This window comes from Rhizobium sp. S152 (assembly GCF_030380735.1).
Taxonomy (GTDB): domain Bacteria; phylum Pseudomonadota; class Alphaproteobacteria; order Rhizobiales; family Rhizobiaceae; genus Rhizobium.
In genome coordinates this window covers 1-19,412 of record NZ_JAUDRZ010000032.1, presented here as the reverse complement: position 1 = coordinate 19,412, position 19,412 = coordinate 1, and the positions used below count along the sequence as shown (strand labels likewise).

Annotated in this window: 19 protein-coding genes and 1 pseudogene; 10 read left to right on the top strand and 10 right to left on the bottom strand. The window is 61.5% G+C overall.

Annotation, left to right across the window (positions count from 1 at the left end; translation table 11 throughout):
* Positions 1 to 517, bottom strand: a 517-nt coding sequence (locus QTL95_RS28540; protein ID WP_289723202.1) for a TolC family protein, incomplete at its 3' end; no start/stop codon positions are given.
* A gap of 192 nt (positions 518 to 709) precedes the next feature.
* Here QTL95_RS28540 and QTL95_RS28535 point away from each other — a divergent pair.
* The 6 genes from QTL95_RS28535 to QTL95_RS28510 all read left to right on the top strand — a co-directional run bounded on the left by QTL95_RS28535 (position 710) and on the right by QTL95_RS28510 (position 6,440).
* Positions 710 to 1,165 carry a MarR family winged helix-turn-helix transcriptional regulator gene (locus QTL95_RS28535; protein WP_289723203.1) on the top strand — a complete coding sequence of 152 codons (456 nt, stop codon included), beginning with the start codon at positions 710 to 712 and terminating at the stop codon, positions 1,163 to 1,165.
* On the top strand, positions 1,155 to 3,248 hold the full coding sequence (locus QTL95_RS28530; RefSeq protein WP_289723201.1) for an FUSC family protein: 2,094 nt from the start codon (positions 1,155 to 1,157) through the stop codon (positions 3,246 to 3,248). Before QTL95_RS28535 ends, QTL95_RS28530 begins: the two co-directional genes overlap by 11 nt.
* Positions 3,245 to 3,454 (top strand): DUF1656 domain-containing protein, encoded by a 210-nt coding sequence (locus QTL95_RS28525; protein ID WP_289723200.1) that lies wholly within the window; start codon positions 3,245 to 3,247, stop codon positions 3,452 to 3,454. Before QTL95_RS28530 ends, QTL95_RS28525 begins: the two co-directional genes overlap by 4 nt.
* Positions 3,451 to 4,317, top strand: coding sequence for an efflux RND transporter periplasmic adaptor subunit (locus tag QTL95_RS28520; RefSeq protein WP_289723199.1), 867 nt, complete (start codon positions 3,451 to 3,453; stop codon positions 4,315 to 4,317). Before QTL95_RS28525 ends, QTL95_RS28520 begins: the two co-directional genes overlap by 4 nt.
* 135 nt (positions 4,318 to 4,452) lie before the next feature.
* Complete coding sequence (locus QTL95_RS28515) at positions 4,453 to 5,661, top strand: adenylate/guanylate cyclase domain-containing protein (RefSeq protein ID WP_289723198.1); 1,209 nt, start codon at positions 4,453 to 4,455, stop codon at positions 5,659 to 5,661.
* Positions 5,662 to 5,777: 116 nt separating this feature from the next.
* Positions 5,778 to 6,440: a GNAT family N-acetyltransferase gene (locus QTL95_RS28510; RefSeq protein ID WP_289723197.1), complete on the top strand. Its 663-nt coding sequence runs from the start codon at positions 5,778 to 5,780 to the stop codon at positions 6,438 to 6,440.
* A gap of 19 nt (positions 6,441 to 6,459) precedes the next feature.
* Here the strand turns inward: QTL95_RS28510 and QTL95_RS28505 are convergent, their stop codons facing one another.
* Positions 6,460 to 7,356, bottom strand: coding sequence for a LysR family transcriptional regulator (locus tag QTL95_RS28505; RefSeq protein WP_289723196.1), 897 nt, complete (start codon positions 7,354 to 7,356; stop codon positions 6,460 to 6,462).
* 127 nt (positions 7,357 to 7,483) lie between these two features.
* On the opposite strand from QTL95_RS28505, the gene QTL95_RS28500 reads away from it, so the two are divergent.
* Together QTL95_RS28500 and QTL95_RS28495 are read left to right on the top strand one after the other, a co-directional pair.
* Positions 7,484 to 8,677, top strand: a complete 1,194-nt coding sequence (locus tag QTL95_RS28500; protein WP_289723195.1) for an MFS transporter — start codon at positions 7,484 to 7,486, stop codon at positions 8,675 to 8,677.
* Between the two features lie 36 nt (positions 8,678 to 8,713).
* On the top strand, positions 8,714 to 9,544 hold the full coding sequence (locus QTL95_RS28495) for an aldo/keto reductase (RefSeq protein ID WP_289723194.1): 831 nt from the start codon (positions 8,714 to 8,716) through the stop codon (positions 9,542 to 9,544).
* A gap of 72 nt (positions 9,545 to 9,616) precedes the next feature.
* On the opposite strand, the gene QTL95_RS28490 is transcribed toward QTL95_RS28495, so the two are convergent.
* Together QTL95_RS28490 and QTL95_RS28485 are read right to left on the bottom strand one after the other, a co-directional pair.
* The gene (locus tag QTL95_RS28490; protein WP_289723193.1) at positions 9,617 to 10,051 is read right to left on the bottom strand and encodes an SRPBCC family protein; all 435 of its coding nucleotides are present in this window, start codon (positions 10,049 to 10,051) and stop codon (positions 9,617 to 9,619) included.
* Complete coding sequence (locus tag QTL95_RS28485; protein WP_289723192.1) at positions 10,044 to 10,379, bottom strand: ArsR/SmtB family transcription factor; 336 nt, start codon at positions 10,377 to 10,379, stop codon at positions 10,044 to 10,046. The genes QTL95_RS28490 and QTL95_RS28485 overlap by 8 nt, the downstream gene beginning before the upstream one ends.
* A 297-nt stretch (positions 10,380 to 10,676) precedes the next feature.
* Here QTL95_RS28485 and QTL95_RS28480 point away from each other — a divergent pair, with 297 nt between their 5' ends.
* The gene (locus QTL95_RS28480; RefSeq protein ID WP_289723191.1) at positions 10,677 to 12,623 is read left to right on the top strand and encodes a methyl-accepting chemotaxis protein; all 1,947 of its coding nucleotides are present in this window, start codon (positions 10,677 to 10,679) and stop codon (positions 12,621 to 12,623) included.
* A gap of 65 nt (positions 12,624 to 12,688) precedes the next feature.
* Here QTL95_RS28480 and QTL95_RS28475 read toward each other — a convergent pair whose 3' ends face one another.
* Entirely contained in the window at positions 12,689 to 13,030 is a 342-nt protein-coding gene (locus QTL95_RS28475) for a hypothetical protein (RefSeq protein WP_289723190.1), read from the bottom strand.
* A 3-nt stretch (positions 13,031 to 13,033) separates the two neighbouring features.
* Positions 13,034 to 13,468, bottom strand: coding sequence for a hypothetical protein (locus QTL95_RS28470; RefSeq protein ID WP_289723189.1), 435 nt, complete (start codon positions 13,466 to 13,468; stop codon positions 13,034 to 13,036).
* A gap of 433 nt (positions 13,469 to 13,901) precedes the next feature.
* Between QTL95_RS28470 and QTL95_RS28465 the strand changes: the two genes are divergently transcribed.
* The gene (locus QTL95_RS28465) at positions 13,902 to 14,291 is read left to right on the top strand and encodes a FliM/FliN family flagellar motor switch protein (RefSeq protein ID WP_289723188.1); all 390 of its coding nucleotides are present in this window, start codon (positions 13,902 to 13,904) and stop codon (positions 14,289 to 14,291) included.
* 246 nt (positions 14,292 to 14,537) lie between these two features.
* Here the strand turns inward: QTL95_RS28465 and QTL95_RS28460 are convergent, their stop codons facing one another.
* The 4 genes and pseudogenes from QTL95_RS28460 to QTL95_RS28445 all read right to left on the bottom strand — a co-directional run.
* Entirely contained in the window at positions 14,538 to 15,695 is a 1,158-nt protein-coding gene (locus tag QTL95_RS28460) for a UDP-galactopyranose/dTDP-fucopyranose mutase family protein (protein WP_289723187.1), read from the bottom strand.
* Positions 15,696 to 15,793: 98 nt separating this feature from the next.
* Positions 15,794 to 17,845, bottom strand: a complete 2,052-nt coding sequence (locus QTL95_RS28455; RefSeq protein WP_289723186.1) for an O-linked N-acetylglucosamine transferase, SPINDLY family protein — start codon at positions 17,843 to 17,845, stop codon at positions 15,794 to 15,796.
* A 185-nt stretch (positions 17,846 to 18,030) separates the two neighbouring features.
* On the bottom strand, positions 18,031 to 18,996 hold the full coding sequence (locus QTL95_RS28450; RefSeq protein ID WP_289723185.1) for a glycosyltransferase family 2 protein: 966 nt from the start codon (positions 18,994 to 18,996) through the stop codon (positions 18,031 to 18,033).
* Positions 18,997 to 19,112: 116 nt separating this feature from the next.
* Positions 19,113 to 19,412, bottom strand: a pseudogene (locus tag QTL95_RS28445) (hypothetical protein); the annotation flags it as partial.

Here is a 19,412-nt window from a genome sequence, read left to right as displayed (position 1 = left end):
CGATGTAGGAGTTCACCAGATCCTGGAGATAGGTGAGCTTGGCGACATCGGCGGTGGAGTAGGCGGCGTCGAGCGAGGCCTGGGCGCTTTCCTTGGAGCGACGGTACTGGCCGAACAGGTCGAGCAGCCAGGAGATGCCGACATCGCCGGAGGTGGTGTTTTCGGCGCCCTTGAAGGTGCGGCCCTTGCCAGTGCTGCCGCTCAAGGTGTGGCCGGCGCCGACCGTCAGGCTCGGCAGCGAACCGGCGCCGGCGACCGTGACGTTGGAGGCGGCGGCGTTGATGCGTTCCAGCGCCTGCTGAACGTTGAGGTTCTCGTTCAGGCCCTCGGCGACCAGCGAGTTCAGCCGGGTGTCGCGATAGGCCGTCCACCACGTCGACGTGGCGACATCACCATCGCTCTTCGTCCCGCCTTCGTTGAACTTGGCCGGAAGCGGCATCTCCGGGGGAACGTGATCCGGGCCACTCACACAGCCGGAAAGGACAGCAAGAGCGGCTAGGATTGCAAAGCGATGCATGAAGGCTCCGGGAGAACAGGCGGCGAGAAATAGCTAACGGAGTATTACGTGTTATGGTTAATTTTCTGCTGCGTCTACGGACACGGAGGGCCAGCAGAGGGCTTCAAGGAATTGGCAACCATGATGTCCCGTCCAGCAGAATACCATTGAATTCTAATCGATAGGATGTTATCTAATTGCATGGAAACGAATCTGACACGCCAATGGGCCGAGTTTGCTCCCTTGCTGATGATCTGTGGGCGCGGATGGCGCCGGGCGTTGAACAGCGTCCTGACCGAGCACAATCTCTCCGACGCCAGCGCGGCGCCGCTGATTGCGCTTCTGCGTCACGGTGATCTCATCCCGCAGGGAGTATTGGCCGAACGGGTAGGGGTGGAAGGCCCGACGCTTGTTCGCGTGCTCGACAGTCTCGAGAATGACGGCCTGATCTGCCGCGTGCCCGATGAGGGCGATCGGCGGATCAAGCTGGTGCAACTTACCGGAGGAGGCACAGCGGTCGCCAAGCGCGCCGAGAGCTGTGCGGTAGCGTTGCGGGAACAAATCCTTGGCGACCTCGACCCCGAGCAGGTCGATGCCGCCATGGCGGTTCTGCGCGCCGTGGCGGTGAAAACCGCCGCCCTATCCGGAATACAGGACAATGACGAGTAGCAAGATCGCGACCGAGCCAAGCCTTGGCGATGTCGTTTTTTCCATAAAGGCCTTCATCGCGGCAATGCTGGCGCTTTTCATCGCGCTGTGTTTCGATCTTACCAATCCCTATTGGGCGGTCGGCACGGTCTATATTGTCGCGCATCCGCTATCGGGCGCGACCACGTCGAAAGCGATCTATCGCCTGATCGGCACAGCAGTCGGCGGCACGATGACGATCATTCTGGTGCCGAACCTCGTCAATGCTCCGGAATTGCTGGTGCTGGCTATTTCGCTATGGATGGCGTTCTGTCTCGGTCTTAGCCTCCTCGATCGTACGCCGCGCAGCTACAGCTTCATGCTGGCCGGCTATACGACCGCGCTCACGGGCTTCCCGATCGTCGCCAGTCCAGAGACAGCCTTTCCCTACGCCACGGCGCGTGTGGAGGAAATCGCCCTCGGCATCATTTGCTCGGCGGTCGTCAGCCGCATCTTCTTTCCCCGGCATGCCGGCCCCGTTCTGGCAGCACGGATCAATGCCTGGCTGCGCGATGGCGCGGAACTCGCCATCGGCACGCTACGCGGTCAGGGTAGGGACGACTCGCTTGTTTCAGCGGCACGTCGGCTGGCAGCTGATGCGGTCGATCTGCACAGTTTCACCACCCATGTTGCTTACGACACGTCGGATCTTCGCGACATCGTCGGTCGCACCAAGGTGTTGCAGCAGCGCATGGTGGCGCTGCTTCCCATCGTCTCCGGCCTGAGCGATGTGCTGGCGGCGTTGGACAAAGCGACAGAAGGCGCCTCAACGCCGGCGATCAGCCAACTGCTGGGCGACGTCATCGACGCCATAGAGAGCGGTGTTGTCCTTACGGAAGACAAGCGCCAGGAGCTTCTGGCGCTCATGGACAAGGCGGAAGCCGAGGGCCGCGAACAGCAACAGTGGAACGGTCTCCTCGCGCATAACCTCACGGCGCGTCTGCGCGATCTGCTGCAGATATGGGACGATTGCCTGAACCTGCGTCAGGACATCGAATCCGGCTCGCATCACGATCTGCGCTGGCGCCGGTTCGGTACGTCCTTCGACCGGTCGCCGATCCACCGGGACTATGGCATGGCCGTGCATTCGGGGGTGTCGGTGATCCTTGCAACGTTCGTTGCCTCCGCGATCTGGATCTTTACCGGATGGCCGCAAGGCAGCGCGGCCGCGATGATGGCGGGGGTCTTGTGCTGCATCTTCGCGACCATGGACGATCCGGCGCCAATGATGCTGAAGTTCCTTTATATCTCGATCGTCGCGATCGTTTCGGCGTTCGTCTTCGAATTCGCCTTGATGCCGCTCATTCATGGTTATGTCGCCCTTGCCGCGGCGCTCGGGCTGGTGTTGTTGCCGGCGGGTCTGCTGATGACCAAGCCATCGCTGACGATCTATGGCCTGGGTTTCTGCGTGAACTTTCCCAACATGCTCACCCTGCAGGACCGGCTCAATCTCGACCTTGCTTCGTTCATCAACTCCAACGTGGCGATCATCGTGGGACTGGCTATCGCCTGTGGCATGACGACCCTGGTTCGGTCGGTCGGCGCCGAATGGACGGCCTACCGCGTGCTTCGGTCGGGCTGGGCGGATATCGTCGCGGTCGCGCGCCGGCCCGACGGCGCCGATTTCACGCGGCTGCTCTATCGCATGGTCGACCGCTTCGGTCTGATCACGCCACGACTTGCAATGATTCCGGCGGATTCCGCCGTCGCCCAGGCCGACATCATGCGCGACTTGCGCAACGGGCTGAATACGATCGAGTTGCAGCGTTATCGTCAGCTGCTGGCGCGCGACAAGCGTGATGCCGTCGACAGCGTGCTCTCCGGTGTCGCCGCCTATTATCAACGCAAGCAGAAGCGCCGAGACGCGCGACCGGATGAAGGTCTGCTGAATACGCTCGACAATTCATTGGTCGCCATGGTCGGGCTTGGCAGGAATTCGGCGGTGGAAGGCGCGCGACGCTCGATCACGGCGCTTCGTTATACGCTTTATCCGGACGCGGTCTCGGTCCTGCCTGCCGCCGCCTGCGGCAGTAAAAACCAACTCGTCAAGGAGAACGCAGCATGAGACCGGAAGTGGATCTGTACGGCGTCTTCATTCCAACGCTCGGCGCCATCGCCATCGTTGCCTTCTTCCTCAATGCCGTGCTCAGGCGGGCGCTGGCCTTCGTGGGCTTTTATCGCCTCGTCTGGCACAGGCCGCTGTTCGATACGGCCATGTATTTCTGTCTGCTAGGCGCGCTGGCGCTGTCTCTGAACAAGGTGTCATTATGAAATCGCTTCTCGCCTATTCCGGCCGTTTCCTGCTTACCGGCGTCGTCGTCGCCATGGCGGGTGTGCTCGGGTGGCATCTCTGGGATTATTACATGAACGACCCGTGGACGCGCGACGGCAAGATCCGCGCCGACATCGTTCATCTCGCAGCTGATGTCTCGGGGATCGTCAGCGAGGTCGACGCCAAGGACAACCAGATGGTCCACAAGGGCGATGTGATTTTCCGCATCGACCAGGCCCGCTTCGCGCTGGCGCTTCGCCAGGCTGAAGCGCAGATGGAAAGCAGCAAGGCGGCGCTTGAGATGGCCAAAAGCGATCTCGACCTCTACCGCAAGCTGGGCGAGAGCTCGGTGACGCGCCAGAAAACCCAGCAGGCGGAAACGACTGTGCAGCAGGACGAGGCGACCTATAACCAGGCCGTGATCAGCCGCGATACCGCGCAGCTCAATCTCGACCGCTCGGTCGTGCGCGCGCCCGTCAACGGCGTGCTCACGAACTTCACGATGCAGCCGGGTAACTATGTGACGGCAGGTGCTGCGGTGACGGCGCTGATCGACAGCGATTCCTACTACGTCGCCGGCTATTTCGAAGAGAACAAGCTCGACCGCATCAAGGTCGGCGATCCGGCGCTGATCTACCTGATGGGCAGCAAGGGTCCGCTGAAGGGCCACGTCGATGGCGTTGCCGGCGGTATAGAGGACCGCGAGCGCAGCGATACCGCAGCACAGCTCGCAAACGTAACGCCGACCTTCACTTGGGTACGCCTGGCGCAGCGCGTGCCGGTGCGTGTCGCGCTCGATCACCTGCCCGACGGCACCGCCCTGGTGGCTGGCCGGACGGCGAGCGTCACCATCGTGAACTGATCTGAACGTCAATTGATCTCGGGGGCGGCTCGTTCCCTTCATCACCTTCAAGCCCATTGGTTCGAACGCCCACATGCACCCTGCCCGTTTTCCCGACGCGTAGGCGAGGGCGGCGGCACGGATCGGGAGACCGTCGTGGACGACCGCCACGTGATAGAGACGACCGCCTGGCTGATGCAGAGCGGGTTGAAAGGCGTCCCGGAAGCCGATCTGCTTGCGGGCTTTTGCGAGCGTTGCAATGCCAATGGCCTGGCCGTCGAGCGTTCGGTGGCGGTGATCGATGCGCTGCATCCCGTCTATGAGCGGCGCGCCTTTCGCTGGGACAGTCGGGAGCCGGTGGAGCGTGTCTCGGAATACGGTTTCGCCACGCCCGGCGTGATCGCCGACAACTGGAACCGCTCCGCGTTCCATCATTTCGAGATCACGGGCACGACCGAGGTGCGGCGCAGGCTCGCCCAGGGTGACCCGGAGGATTTCTACCTCCTGTCCGAGATGCGGGCTGCCGGTTTCACCGATTTCGTTGCAATGGCGCATCGCTTCGGCGACGGCGGCACGATCGGCGAGATCGATTGCTTCTTCTCGCATTTCGCAACTCGGCAGGACGGAGGGTTCTCCGATGCCGATATCGCGGCCTTGCGTGAACTGCTGCCCTGCCTTGCGCTCGCCGTCAAATGCGTGACGCTTGGCGGCGTGGCAGGAACCATCGCCAAGGTCTATCTCGGGCAGGATGCTGCCAACCAGGTTCTGAACGGCAAGATCAGCCGCGGCAGGAGCGACCGGATCTCGGCGGCGCTGTGGTTCTCCGATCTCGCCAATTTCACCCACATCTCCGATACCGTCGATCCGGAAGAGATCATTCCGATGCTCAACGACTACGCGGACGCGGTGATCTCCTCGGTGCAGGAGGCCGGCGGCGAGGTGCTGAAGCTGATGGGAGACGGGACGCTGGCGATTTTCAAGGGGGCTTGCACGAGCGATGCCTGCGCCGCCGCACTCAAGGCACGTACGCTGCTCGACAAGCGGCTGGCCAATCTCAATGCGCAGCGGCGCATCGAAGGTCGCCCGGTGACAGATGTCTATCTCGGCCTGCATGTCGGCGATGTGTTCTACGGCAATATCGGCAGCCAGGACCGGCTCGATTTCACCGTGATCGGCCCCGCCGTTAACGAGGTTAGCCGCATCGTTTCCCTCTGTCGCTCGCTGCACAGCAAGCTTCTGATGTCGGCCAGCTTTGCGGCGATCGTTCCTGCCTCGCAGATGGAGAACCTGCAGTCGATCGGGCTGCATGTCCTGCGTGGCGTCAACCGCGCGCAGGAACTCTTCACGCTGATGCCTGGTATCTGATACGGGACCTCCAATAGCGATCATTGACAAAATACGTGTTTCTGCCAGACCTGCTAGGCAAAGCAGATGGAGGAGCGTCCGCGCGGTTCGCGGTCGTCAGGGAACAGGAACTCAGCATGAATCTCTCGGATTGGAAGGGTGTCGAACGGCCGGAGCGCAAGCCGCTCGAAGGGCGGTATGTCAGGCTGGAGCCGCTCGACGCCAAGCGGCACGGGGCAGACCTTCTGGCCTCGGCGCAGCAGCCCGGCGCGGACGACCGGTTCCGCTATCTTTTCGAGGATGCGCCGGCGGACGAGGCGGCATTCCTGCCCTGGCTGGAGAAGGCTGCCGCGTCGCCCGATCCGCTGTTTTTCGCCGTCATCGACAAGAGGACGGGCCGGGCCGAGGGGCGCCAGGCGCTGATGCGCATCGATGCCGGGCATGGCGTGATCGAGATCGGCAATATCCTGTGGGGGCCGGCGATCGCGCGCAGCCGCATGTCGACGGAAGCGCTTTATCTCTTCGCGAGCTATGCCTTCGATACGCTCGGCTACCGGCGTTTCGAGTGGAAGTGCAACAATCTCAACGAACCGTCGAAGCGGGCCGCGACGCGGTTCGGCTTTGCCTTCGAAGGCATCTTCCGGCAGCACATGGTTGCCAAGGGCAAGAACCGCGATACAGCATGGTTCGCGATGATCGACACCGACTGGCCGCGCCTGAAGGCGGATTACGAAACCTGGCTCGACCCGCAAAATTTCGACGAGGCGGGCCAGCAGAAGACGAAGCTGAGCTTCGACTAGGTCTCTTGCCGGACGGTCGTCAGGCGATCCGGGCGGCCAGAAAATCGATGAAGGTCCTCACTCGCTTCGCCAGATGTTCGTGGCCGGCATAGACGGCGTGGATCAGCTCGACGTCGTAGGGGTTGAAGTCCTCGAGAACAGGCACCAGCCGCCCGGCGTCGATTTCCGCCTGCACATGGAAGCGGCCAACGCGCGCGAGCCCGACGCCATCGACACATAGCGTCCGGACGGTCGGGCCGTTGTTGGCCTCGAAGTTGCCGCTGACAGGGATCGTGTAGATATCGTGCGCTCCGGGGCTCCTGAACGGCCACTCTTCCTGCGTCGGGCGGAAGCTGAAGGTCAGGCAGTTGTGGCGCGTGAGGTCTTCGGGTGTCGCGGGAGTGCCGTGGGCCTTGAGATAGGCGGGCGAGGCGATGACCACGCGGCGGCTTTCGAGCAGCTTGCGCGCCTTTAGCGATGTGTCGCGCAGATTGCCCGAGCGGATGGCGACGTCGGTTCGCTCGCCGACGATATCGACCACATCGTCGCTCAACGATAGTTCCAGCTGAATCTCGGGGTAGGTCGCGAGATAGTCTGGGACCAGCGGAACGACATAATGAACCCCGAAGGCGATGGAGGCGGTGACCCGCAGGCGACCGCGCGGCATGGCGGCGCCGCCGGAGGCCACCACCTGCTCGGTATCGGCGATCTCGTCGAGAATGCGCCGCGCCCGCTCCAGATAGACCTCGCCCTCCGGCGTCAGTTGCAGATTGCGCGTCGTGCGCACCATCAGACGCGTACCGAGCCGTTCCTCAAGGCGGCTGACGAGCTTGCTGATTGCGGAAGGGGAGAGGCGAAGCTTGCGGCCGGCGGCCGAGAAGCTCTGCTGCGTGGCGGCCTCCACGAAGACTTCCATCTCTCCGGCACGGTTGTCCATGATCGTCCTATGAATTGGTTTCACAAGTATTTGGATGATATAGCGCCTTATCGAACAAATGGCACGCCCTCATATTGGCCGCATCCAACCATGCCGCAATCAGCGGCCATCTCGTTTGAGGCGCATCATGCCAATTGCTCTCTTTGCCCTGACCATCGCGGCCTACGCGATCGGTACAACAGAATTCGTCATCGTCGGGCTGTTGCCGACGGTAGCGTCCGATCTCCACATTACTCTGCCGCTCGCCGGCCTGATCGTCAGCGTCTATGCGCTCGGCGTCACCTTCGGCGCGCCTGTGCTGACAGCGCTCACCGGCCGGATCGAGCGCAAGCCGTTGCTTCTCGGACTGATGGCCCTGTTCATCATCGGCAACGGGATGGCGGCTCTCAGCCAGAGCTATTCGTTGCTTCTTGTCGCGCGCGTGCTCTCGGCATTCGCCCATGGGGTGTTCTTCTCCGTCGGCTCGACGATCGCGGCCGACCTCGTGCCTGAGAACCGGCGTGCCTCGGCCATCGCGATGATGTTCATGGGCCTGACCGTCGCTATCGTCACCGGCGTGCCGCTTGGCACCTTCATCGGCCAGATCTTCGGCTGGCGTGCCACCTTTGCCGCCGTCGCCGGTCTCGGTGTCATCGCGTTTGCAGCGATTGCCGTGCTGCTGCCCTCGACGCTAAAGAAGGCACCGGCGGCCGGTATCGGGGAGCAGATCAAGGTGCTCGGCAGCGGTCGCCTGCTGATCGTCTTCGCCATGACGGCGCTCGGTTATGGCGGCACCTTCGTCACCTTTACCTTCCTGGCGTCCATCCTGCAGGAGATCACCGGTTTTGCTGAATCGACCGTCGGCATCATCCTCGTGCTCTACGGTATCGCGATCGCCGCCGGCAACGTCATCGGCGGGCGGCTTGCCAACCGCAATCCGCTACGGGCGCTGACGGGTCTCTTCATCGCCCAGGCGATCGTGCTGGTTCTCTTCAGCTTCACGGCGGTTTCGCCCTGGCTTGCCGTTCCGACGCTGGCAGCCCTCGGCTTCCTGTCCTTTGCAAACGTTCCTGGCCTGCAGATCTATGTCGTGCAGCTCGCCAAGCAGGTTCGCCCCTCCGCCGTCGATGTAGCCTCGGCGCTCAATATCGCGGCCTTCAACCTCGGCATCGCCGCGGGTGCGTGGATCGGCGGTATGGTCGTCGAATCCTCCCTTGGCCTCGGGGCCACGCCCTGGGTCGGTGCGATCCTGGTTGCCGGCGCGGTCGGCCTCACGCTCTGGAGTGGCGCGCTCGACCGCCGCTCCGCCGGCCCGGCCAATGCCGCAAGCCAGCCTGCGTAACTCGAAATCCCATCTCCTCATATCAGGGAAACAACCATGAATTTCGTCAAGACAAAGGGCGCCGTGATCCCGGCGCTCGGCTTCGGCACCTTCCGCATGCCCGGCGCCGACACGCAGCGGATGGTGTCGCACGTGCTGAAGAACGGCTACCGCCACATCGATACCGCCCAGATCTACGGCAACGAGGCCGATGTGGGCGAGGGTCTCAGGCAGTCGGGTGTTACCCGCTCCGAGATCTTCCTCACCACCAAGGTCTGGGTGGAGAACTATCGCCACGATGCCTTTCTGGCCTCCGTCGACGAAAGCTTGAAGAAGCTGAAGACTGATTATGTCGACCTGTTGCTCCTCCACTGGCCGAACGACGCGGTTCCGCTGGCCGAGCAGATCGGCGCGCTGAACGAGGTGGCGAAGTCGGGGAGGGTGCGCGATATCGGCGTCTCGAACTTCGCCACGGCGCTGATGGATGAGGCGGCGAAGCTGAGCGCGCGGCCGCTCGTCAACAACCAGATCGAATATCATCCCTATCTCGACCAGAGCCCTGTCATCACCAAGGCCGAGGAACTCGGCATGTCGCTGACGGCCTATTTCGCGATGGCCGACGGCAAGGTGCTCGATGAGCCGATATTGAAGGAGATCGCAGCCACGCGTGGCAAGTCGATCGCTCAGGTCGTCCTGCGCTGGATCGTGCAGCAGGGCTTCGTCACGCTCTCGAAGACCGTCTCGGAAGCACGGGCGACGGAGAACGCCGCAGTCTTCGATTTCGAACTAAGCGGCGAGGAGATGGCGATGATCTCGGCGTTGGTTAAGGCCGACGGGCGGATCGTCAGTCCGGAAGGTCTTGCGCCCAGCTGGGACAAGGCGGCCTAGGCCCCCGGTTCGCACATAGGAAAGGGGAGCGGTGTGATGCCGCTCCCCTTTATCGTATCTGAGCCATTCGCGTCAGGCGTGGGCGAAGCTTTGCTCGAGGCCGCCGAGGATCGCGGTCCAGCCCTTGATATGGCCGTCCCTTGCTTGCTCGCTTCGGAACTTCACCTGCTTCAGGGTGATCTCGGTGCTGTCGGGACCGGCCTCGGCGAAGTCTATGGTCACGACGCTGTCGTCGAGCGAGTGCGGGGATTCCCAGGTGAAGGAAAGCCGGGAGTGGGGATCGATCTCGAGATAGGTGCCGGCATGCGGTACTTCCCGGTCCGGCGTCAGCATGACGATCGAAAAGCGCCCGCCTTTGACCGGATCGTTTTCCACCCGTGATGGGCCGGTGCTGTCCGTCGGGATACGCATGAATTGCGCCAGCATCGTCGGTGAAAGCCAAGCGTCGAAAACCTTGTCGCGCGAGGCGGCGATCTTGCGATTTACCGTCAGTTCAAGCTCAGTCATCTCTCTCATCCTTTGAAACAAGCAGGTTGTCGAGCGCCGCGAGGCGCAATTCCCAGATCGATTTCAGTTGAGCGAACCAGTTTTCAGTCAGCCTCAGCGGCTCGAGTTCGGCAGCGATATAGTGCTCCCGACCCAAGGTCCGCCGAGTGACAAGTCCTGCCTCCTCCAGCACCTTGATGTGCTTGGAAACGGAGTTCAGGGACATGTCGAAATGGGCGGCGAGCGCGGTCACCCTCAACGCGCCCTCCTGGACAAGGAGCGTCAAGATCTTGCGCCGCGTGGTGTCGCCAGCGGCCTTGAGTATGCGTGACAGTGCGTCTTCGTCCATTCGTTCACCCATAAGGTTGAATATATGAAATGCTGCCAATAGTCAACCGTTCGGGTGAATATTCCTGCTCACGGGTTTTTGACCGCGCCTAGCGACGGCAAGGAGTAGGGTTAGAAATTCTTTAAGATCAAACCCATAGGGTGTCCCATAGTGCGATCGAGCCTCGATCCGCCCCGCGCATGATGCGTTTTCCATTTTTCTGCTGATTTTCACTGGCTGCTCCACCTCCCAGGCGCGGCCTGTCGCCTCGTGGCCGCGACTCTCGTAGCCACGCCGTCTGTTCCAAAGGGTTACCCTATGCTCAAGAACTGGAAGATAAAGACCAAGTTCCTCGTCGCCATTGCCATGCTCGGCGTCATCTCCTTCGCCGGCCTGATGTATGTCACCGGCAAATTCAGTGCCGCCAACCAGTCCTATACCGGTTTCCTGCAGAACGAGAGCAAGGCGGCGACGCTCGGTGCCCGTGGTGCGGCCGGCATCTGGACGTCCACGACATGGCTGAGCCGCGCTCTGGCCCTGGAGCCGGGCTCGGCCGCCTATAACGACATCTCCAAGCGCTTCGGAACCGAATTTGCCGGCGCTCGCGACCGCATCTCGCAGATCCCGGGTCTGGTACCCAGCCGGCGCGACGCTATCGACGGCCTGCTCGCCGGCGCCGACGTGCTGAAGAAGATCGGCGACGACCTGCTGGCGGCTCACGTCGCCGGTGACGCGGATAGCGTGAAGGCGCTGTCTTCCAAGCTTGACGAGGCGATCGTCGCGCTGTCGCCGAAATTCGGCGCCAACAATACGGCAATGGCTGAACTGCTCGATAATGGCGGTCGCGAGCTTTCGGAATCGGTCTCCTCAACCATCTTCACGACGATCTGCGGCTTGCTGATCGGCATCGTGGCGGCTATCGCCTTTGCAATGACCATCGCGCATAAGGGCATAACCGCGCCCATGGCACGCCTGCGCGAACGCATGGCATCCCTTGCAGCGGGCGAAACAGCTGCGGCTATCGATGGCCAGGACCGCCGCGATGAAATCGGCCAGATGGCATCCGCTGTTGCCGTCTTCCGGGACAATGCGATCGAGCGCGTGCGCCTCGAACAGCAGGCCGAGTCCGACCGCTCTATGAGTGAAAGCGATCGCCGTCGCCGCGACGCGGAGAAGGCCGCCGAGGCGGCGGATCTGCAGCACACGGTGCAGACGCTCGGAACCGCGCTCGGCATGCTTGCCAATGGCAATCTCACGCATCGCATCGATCAGCCTTTCAAGGCGGATCTCGATACGCTGCGCCAGGACTTCAACGCCGCTGTCAGCAAGCTCAACGAAGCACTTCACGCCGTCGGTGCCAATGCCAGCGCGATCGGCGCCGGATCCAACCAGATCCGCGCCTCGGCCGACGATCTCTCCCGGCGTACCGAGCAGCAGGCGGCTTCCGTCGAGGAAACGGCTGCGGCGCTCGAAGAGATCACGACGACGGTCAAGGATGCCGCCAAGCGCGCAAGCGAAGCGAGCAGCCTCGTCATGCGGACGCGCGACGGTGCTGAAAAGTCTGGCGAGGTCGTGCGCAACGCCGTCAAGGCGATGAACCTGATCGAGAACTCCTCGAACGAGATCAGCAACATCATCGGCGTGATCGACGACATCGCCTTCCAGACCAACCTGCTCGCGCTCAATGCCGGTGTAGAAGCCGCACGTGCAGGAGAGGCCGGCAAGGGCTTTGCCGTCGTCGCGCAGGAAGTGCGCGAGCTTGCGCAGCGTTCCGCCAAGGCCGCCAAGGAGATCAAGACACTGATCACCGCTTCCGGTGAGCAGGTGCAGGCGGGCGTGGAACTCGTGGGCGACGCAGGCAAGGCGCTGGATGTGATCCTTTCCGAGGTTCAGGAGATCAACCGCCATGTTCACGCGATCGCCGAGGCGTCACGCGAACAGTCGATCGGCCTTCAGGAGATCAACACCGCCGTCAACACGATGGACCAGGGCACGCAGCAGAACGCAGCCATGGTCGAAGAGACGACGGCCGCCAGCCACAGCCTCGCCAGCGAAGCGGCGTCGCTTTCGCAGCTGATGTCGCAGTTCACGCTCGACGGCAGCGCCGCGCCGCGCGTGCGTCACCAGCCAGTCGTCAAGGCGGCAGTCGCTGACGCAAGCAGCCGTCCTTCCGTCTCGCCCGCGCGCCAGCTTGGACAAAAGCTGAGCAACGCATTCCGAGGCAACGCGGCGCTCAAGCAGGAGCCGGAGTGGTCGGAATTCTGACCGTCGCACTGAGACATGAAAAAGGGGCCTCAACGGGCCCCTTTTTACAAATGGGAAGCCAGATTCTAACGGATGTCAGCGACCCACGCCTCGCCATCTCTCTCGAAACTCTCCACATGCCGCCCGTCGGGCAGCACGTCGCCGGGGCGCAGGAGATAGAAGTAGCCGTCGTAGCGCATCATTGCGCGGTTATGACTGCTGTAGAGGATCTGGAAGGGCTGCGGCCTTCCCACGCTGTGTTCCTCCAAGGGTGAGAACGGCGCTGGCGAGACCGGGAAATCGTCGGCCTCGTTAACGAATCGGCCGGAAAAATGAAACGGCAAAAGAATCGCGAAGCAACACAGCAAGAAAGCGGTCGCCTGCAGCGCGCGGTCTCCGATGTCGCTATCGTTTGCAATGGCGGTCATGGCCTAGCCGTTCGTGCCGTGCGGGCGGATCCGTGCTTCGATCGCGCGGCTTGCGGTCCCACGTAGCTGCTGAAGCGTCGTCATCGGAAAGGTGATTTCAGCCAGATCCCGAATGAAAAGCCGATCCTCCCGTCTTGAAAAACGAACGAAGAGACTTCCGTCCTGCCGCTTCGTTTGCCCGCAGGTGAGGAAAATCTCGAACTTGCCGAGGCAGAGATAGAAGTGGTCGGGCAGCGCAAGAACGTTCCTTGCCTGCAACACCGCCCCCGTCTCGCAGATGCTGACAATTCGAACCTGGTGAACCGTGAAGGACTTCACGCCCCTTACAGGGCAGAGCGCGCGGGCGACGAGATTGACCTTGCGGTAAACCGGCTCGAGCGTTTGATCTTCAAACGCGATGCGCGACAGATAATTTCGATGGATGTGATCGGTTAACATAAAGAGCAAACGGAAAATGGCGTTAAGGAATCGTTAACCCTTAGGCGGATCCTGAAGAAAAGGCAACTCTCATCGAGCGAAGCGGCCGCAATCCACACGTCATGGACGTGCCGCGGCGGAGCGTGACGCTCCGTTGGCGGCCAGCACCGAATCGGGAAGGACAGCTGCCGGCAGGACGGTCAGGGGCAACCGCTAATCCTAAGCCGGCTGCATTTCACGCCATTGGCGGTGTGCCAAATCGATCGGCGGGGAGCCGTTGGCCTGTGGACGTCAACCTCCCGTTAAGGCTGTGGTCACCCGCATTTGCCTTCCATCAATTCAGTCACGGTGCTGTCGTTGACAGCCCGATAGCCATCGGCCAAACGCTGGAATTCTGAAGAATTGATTTAAAACCGCGTATTTAAAACAACTTATTTAGAAGGAGTATTGTTTGATGTGTGAGCTTGCCAAGCCTGCCGACAACCCAGCCGATCTTGCGGAATCCGACAGCCTCGCCGCGTTCGGCGCTGCGGCTGATTGCGCCGCGCCAGCTGCGCCTGATGCGAGCGTGCTATTCTCCAGCATGCCAAGCGAGATGATGCGCGCTGATGCGAAGGCAAGGGTCAACGACATCCCGATCGAGATCGAGGTGGTGATCGGACGAACCAAGGTTTCGGTCGCCGAGTTGATGAATGTCGATCGCGGTCATGCCTTTCGCCTCGACAAGCGCTTCGGTGAACCTGTCGACCTACTGGTGAACGGACGCATCTTCGGCTACGGCGAGATCGTCACGACGGATGACGACCGGGTGGTCGGAGTTCGGGTGCTTCGCCTTGCCGGCTAGGTAGCTCCGACACAGTACACCTTTGAGCGATGAGCCAATGAAAAGCCCGCTGGAACCATCATGACGATGAAAGCCTGCATACTCTCCGAAAGTCACCTCAAGACCGTCTTGCTGATGGCCAAGGGAGAGCCTGAACTCGGACCTGTCATTCCCTTGCTGGAGCGAGCCCTCCAGGAGGTCGAGGCAGTTCGGAAGACGCAAGCGCTGCTGTTCAGGGTTGGAAGCAGCCGGCGATAGCCACGGCTACTACAGCGGCGAATGGAGGAACGCCGGCATGGAGTTACCCGCTGCCTTGCTGGCGAGATAGAGGCGGGCCGTGTCCAGCGCCTCGCGGATCGTGACATCCATGTCGAGGTAGCGATAGGTGCCGAGGCGCCCTACAAAGGTTACGGACGTTTCCTGCTCGGCGCGTGCGACATACTCGGCAAGCTGCTCCTTGTCCTTGACGAGGCGGACTGGGTAGTAGGGAATGTCCTGAGGACCGCATTCGCGCGAGAACTCGCGGTAACAGACCGAGCCGGCATGTTCCTCCCAGGGAGAGAAATGCTTGTGCTCCGTGATCCGCGTGAAGGGCACGGAGCCGTCGCCATAGTTCATCACGGCGCAGCCCTGATAGTCGCCATCATAGGTGAAGCGTTCGAAATCGAGCGTGCGATAGGCGAGGCGGCCGAGTTCGAAATCGAAATAGCCGTCCAGCGGGCCGGAATAGAAAACGTGGCCCGCGGACGCGGCATCGGCGCGGTTGAACCGCGTCGCCAGCCTCACGGTGATGTCGGGATGATCGAGGATGCGCGCGACCATGTCGGTGTATCCGCTTTCCGGCATGCCCTGGAATCTGTGAAAGAAGTAGTTGTCATCATAGTTGAAGCGCACCGGCAGGCGCTTCAGGATCGAGGCCGGAAGATCGCTCGGCGAGCAGCCCCACTGCTTTTCGGTGTATCCCCTGAAGAAGGCGTCGTAGAGCTCGCGGCCGACGAAGCGCAGCGCCTGTTCCTCGAATGTGCTCGGCTCGGCGATGGACTTGTCGCCTTTCTCCTCGATAAAGGCGCGGGCTTCGTCCGGCCGGAAGGTCTTGCCGAAGAACTGGTTGATGGTGTGGAGGTTAACCGGCAGAGAGTAGACCTGCTCGCCGCTCGTGGTCTTCACGCGGTTCTTGTAGGGCATGAAGGTCTGGAAGCGGTTGACGTAGTCCCATACCTCGGTGTCGTCGGTGTGGAAGATGTGCGGCCCGTAGACATGCACCATCACTCCCGTGTCGCCGTCACGCTCGGTGTGGCAATTGCCGGCAACGTGATCGCGCGCGTCGATGATCTCCACCTTGTGGCCCGCCGAAGCAAGCTCTCGGCCGATGACCGCGCCGGAGAGGCCCGCACCCACTATGACAATTCTTTCGTCCGCGCGCATGGCAGCCGGTCCTATTTGTTAAGTCGCCCCGCAGCGTTGCCGGGACTGGAATAAAGGCCGTTGAATGAACGCCGGCAACGACAGGCAGGAGCGCCACCTCAGTCCGTGGGCTTCTGCCACAGGCGACGATCGTAGGGGATCGGCAAGTAGTCGTGCAGCTGGGCGAGCTTTTTCAGATAACGCTTGCGGTAGCTCTGCTCGTCCTCGAACTCGATGTTCTCGAGCACTGCTTCCGCACCGATTTCATAGTAGATGTCGAGGTTCGTGAGATCGGGAGCCGGGGTTTCGCCGCGTTCGCATTCTCCCTGCATCTGCCAGAACAATTCCTCAAGGCGCCGTGCCAGGGCGGGGATGTCGCGCAATACGCTGGTGTCGCGCTGACGGGCGATCGATTCGCGGACGGCAAGAAGGCCCTGCCGATCACGCTCATAGCCTATGGCGCGCGCGACATATTCGTCCGGCGTGGCGCAGCGCATTTCGGGAACGCCCGCTGCGGCTACGATGCTTCCGCAGAAGCGGGCAGCGAATGTCTTGCCCGGCATGGTCAGCACGGGAAGGCCGGAGGTAATGGCGTCGGAAGCCGTGGAGTGAGCGCCGTAGGGGAAGGTGTCGAGGAAGAGATCCGCGACGCCGATGCGGGCCAGATGATGAGGATTGGTCGCCTTGGGTGCGAAGATCAGACGATCGGCCGAAACGCCGGCGCGCCCGGCGGCTTCCCGCAGACGGCGGTTTGCCTCTTCATCGCCTGCCAAAAGCCAGAGCACGCTGCCTGGGGTCGCCGCGAGGATCGCCATCCAGCGCGCGAAGCAGTTGGCGGTAATCTTCTGCATGCCATTGAAAGAGGCATAGACGAAGGCGTCTTCCGGCAGGCCGACCTCGGCTCGGCTCGGGCGCGCCGCAATAGCGCGTTTGCGGTCAAGCGGCTGGTCGCAGCCGATGCGCAGAACCTTTTCGCTGTAGTAAATCTCGCTTTCCGGCGGGATCATATGCTCGTCGGAGATCAGGTATTGATGGAACGGGCTGCCCATCGAACCGGGATAACCGCAGAAGCTTACGATGACCGGCGCCGGACGATAGGAAAAGATCTTGGCGCGGGCATCCTTGGTGTAGCCGTTGACGTCGATCAGAATGTCGATCTCGTCGGCGACAATCTGCGCTGCGGCGGCGACATCGTCCAATGCGTGGATATCGCGCCAGCAAGCGACCGCGGCCTTGATCCGCTCCTGCGTGGCATCGGTCGTGCGAACATTGCCGCAGTAATAGGCGTAGATCTCGACGCTGTCCTTGTCGTGCAGTTCCAGCACTTCACAGAGCGCGAAGCCGACGGCGTGGTCGCGGAGGTCGGAGGAAAGATAGCCGACGCGCAGCCGCTGTCCGGTTCCGATTTTCTGTCTCGGCGCCCGGGGTGGAAACTGGCTGAGGTCCGGCTTGGGGCCGATCAGGGTCTTGTTGTAACGATAGGCCTTGGCAAGCTGGAACATCGGATCGTCCGAATAGCAGCTGAGCGTCAGGGATGACATCGCGTCCAGCATCTTGCGGGCTGGCACGTGCGCGGACGGCGCCAGGATCGGCCACTTGCACTGCTTCAGCCGTAGCGCTGCCCAGTGCTGCCCGGATTCAAGGCGATCAGGCAGCAATTCGAAGGCTTGCAACAAAGCCGCTTCCGCTTCCTCGAGCTTGCCTGCACCTTCCAGAACGCGGCCCATGTTCTGCAGTGCCATGTGACGATGGCCAATGGCGTCCGGCTTGATGTCGCTTGTCTTGTCCGCATATTGCCGCCATTGATCGACAGCCTGGCCAAGGAGGCCGAAATCCTCAAGGGCGCGTCCGAGATTGATATAGCCGGGAGCGAATTGCGGATTGGCCCTCACGCAGGCGCGCAACGCCTGCAATGCGCCCGTGCGATCGCCGGATTGGTTCAGCGCAACCGCATAGTTGAAATAGACGAGGTGGATGGCGGGGTTGCTATCGTTGAAGGCAACCCACGTCTTGTAGAGATCGACCGCCGCAGCCTGCTGACCCGCTCCGATGAGGGCCTCCGCAACACTCAGCAGATCCATCAGCGGCAACTGTTGGCTCCGCGCCAGATCCAGTGCGCTGGGTGTGGTGGCAGGGGTATTGTTGGAAGTTGAGGCGTGATTGACGGTCATGACATCCTGCAGCAAGGCGACCAAGGTCAGATGAGAGAACGGCGGATTGAGAGGCCGCTGTTTTGCTATCGGAGATAACTTGCCTGTAGCTGGATGGTGCGTTGCGGGGTAGGGGCGGAACGAAATAGCAACGTGGTGTCGCGGGGATCGTCGCGTTGCTGCCGCCTGTCTCGTGAGCCCGCGGACTACTTACCGGAGTGCTTTTTTCGGTAGCTTGCCAGCGCGATCGCCGGGTTTATCCGGTAGACCCTGTCGAAGTCCTCGTCGGTGAAATTCCTGTAGGAATGCGCGGCATACTCGCGAAAGATGCCCTGCAAGTCTTCTCTTATCTGCCGGCTTGCCCACTCGATCAAACCCGCCTTGAAGATAATGAATACCGGATAATACTTCGCCCTGAATACCGGGTTTTCTTCAAAAAGCTTTTCGGCCTCTCTGAATGCCCCGAACATTTCGAAGCGGCGTTCATCGAAGGTGTTCGTGTGCTGCTCGCGTCCTGGGACCAGACGATGGATCGCCAGGCTTTCATTGATGGCGAGAAAACGCCCGGCGTTCATATAGGCGGCCCAGTGCGGCAGTATATCCTCGTTGATCCGGGCCGTGGCGAAGCGCCAGTTCGTGCGACGGATGAAGGATGTCCTGAGTATTTTATTCCATGGATAGTTGATCGTTACCAGGATCTGCACGGCGGCGTCGAGCTCGATAACGGCAGAGTCACGGTCGCCAAGGATAAAGTTCCAGATGTTCTTGTCGATGTCCGGCATGTCGCCCGGAGCACCATCGGCCGTCCGCAGAACCTTGTATTTGAAAACCGCGACGTCGATGTCAGTTCCATCCATCTTTGCCAGGACAGTGTCGACGGCTCCCGGTTCGAGAAGATCATCCGCGTCATGAAAGAGGCAATATTCGCTGTCGACGGTTGCAAGTGCTCGGTTGCGCGCGACGCCCGGCCCGGTGTTGATCTCTCCGCGCATAAGCCTGATGTTGGCATGCCGCGCCGCGTATTGTTCTACGATTTCGCAGGTGTTGTCGGTCGATGCATCATCGACGACGACAATATCCATGTCGGTTTCATTGCGTAGCACGCTCTCGAGCGTCTCGCCGATGAACTGGGCCATGTTAAAGGCCGGAATGATGATGGATATCTTTGCCATGATGCGTACCGAGCGTTCTACTGGAACATTCTGAGATTGGAATGCGTCCGGGTTACGGCGCGGCCGAGGCCGCGCCGTAAATTGTCGGTTAGATGAAGCCGTCAGCCCGCTTGGGCTTAGACTGCGTGGTAGGCGTTGATGATCGCCTCGACCTGTGCGTCGTTCATCGCCTGTAGCTGCTGGGCCGAGAGGGCATCCAGGTGGGTGCTGTCGAGGCCGCTAAGGGTCTCGGTCGTAAGACCGGAGACTGCCTTGAGGTTGATAGCGGTGATCTCTTCGGTGGCGAAGAGCGCCAGTTCGGCGCTGCTGAGCGTTCCGACCTGGGCGGAGCTCAGACCGGCGATCTGATCCGAGGTCAGCGCCTCGACCTGCTCAGTCGACATGGAGTCGAACTGGGCGGTGGAGAGGGCGGCAAC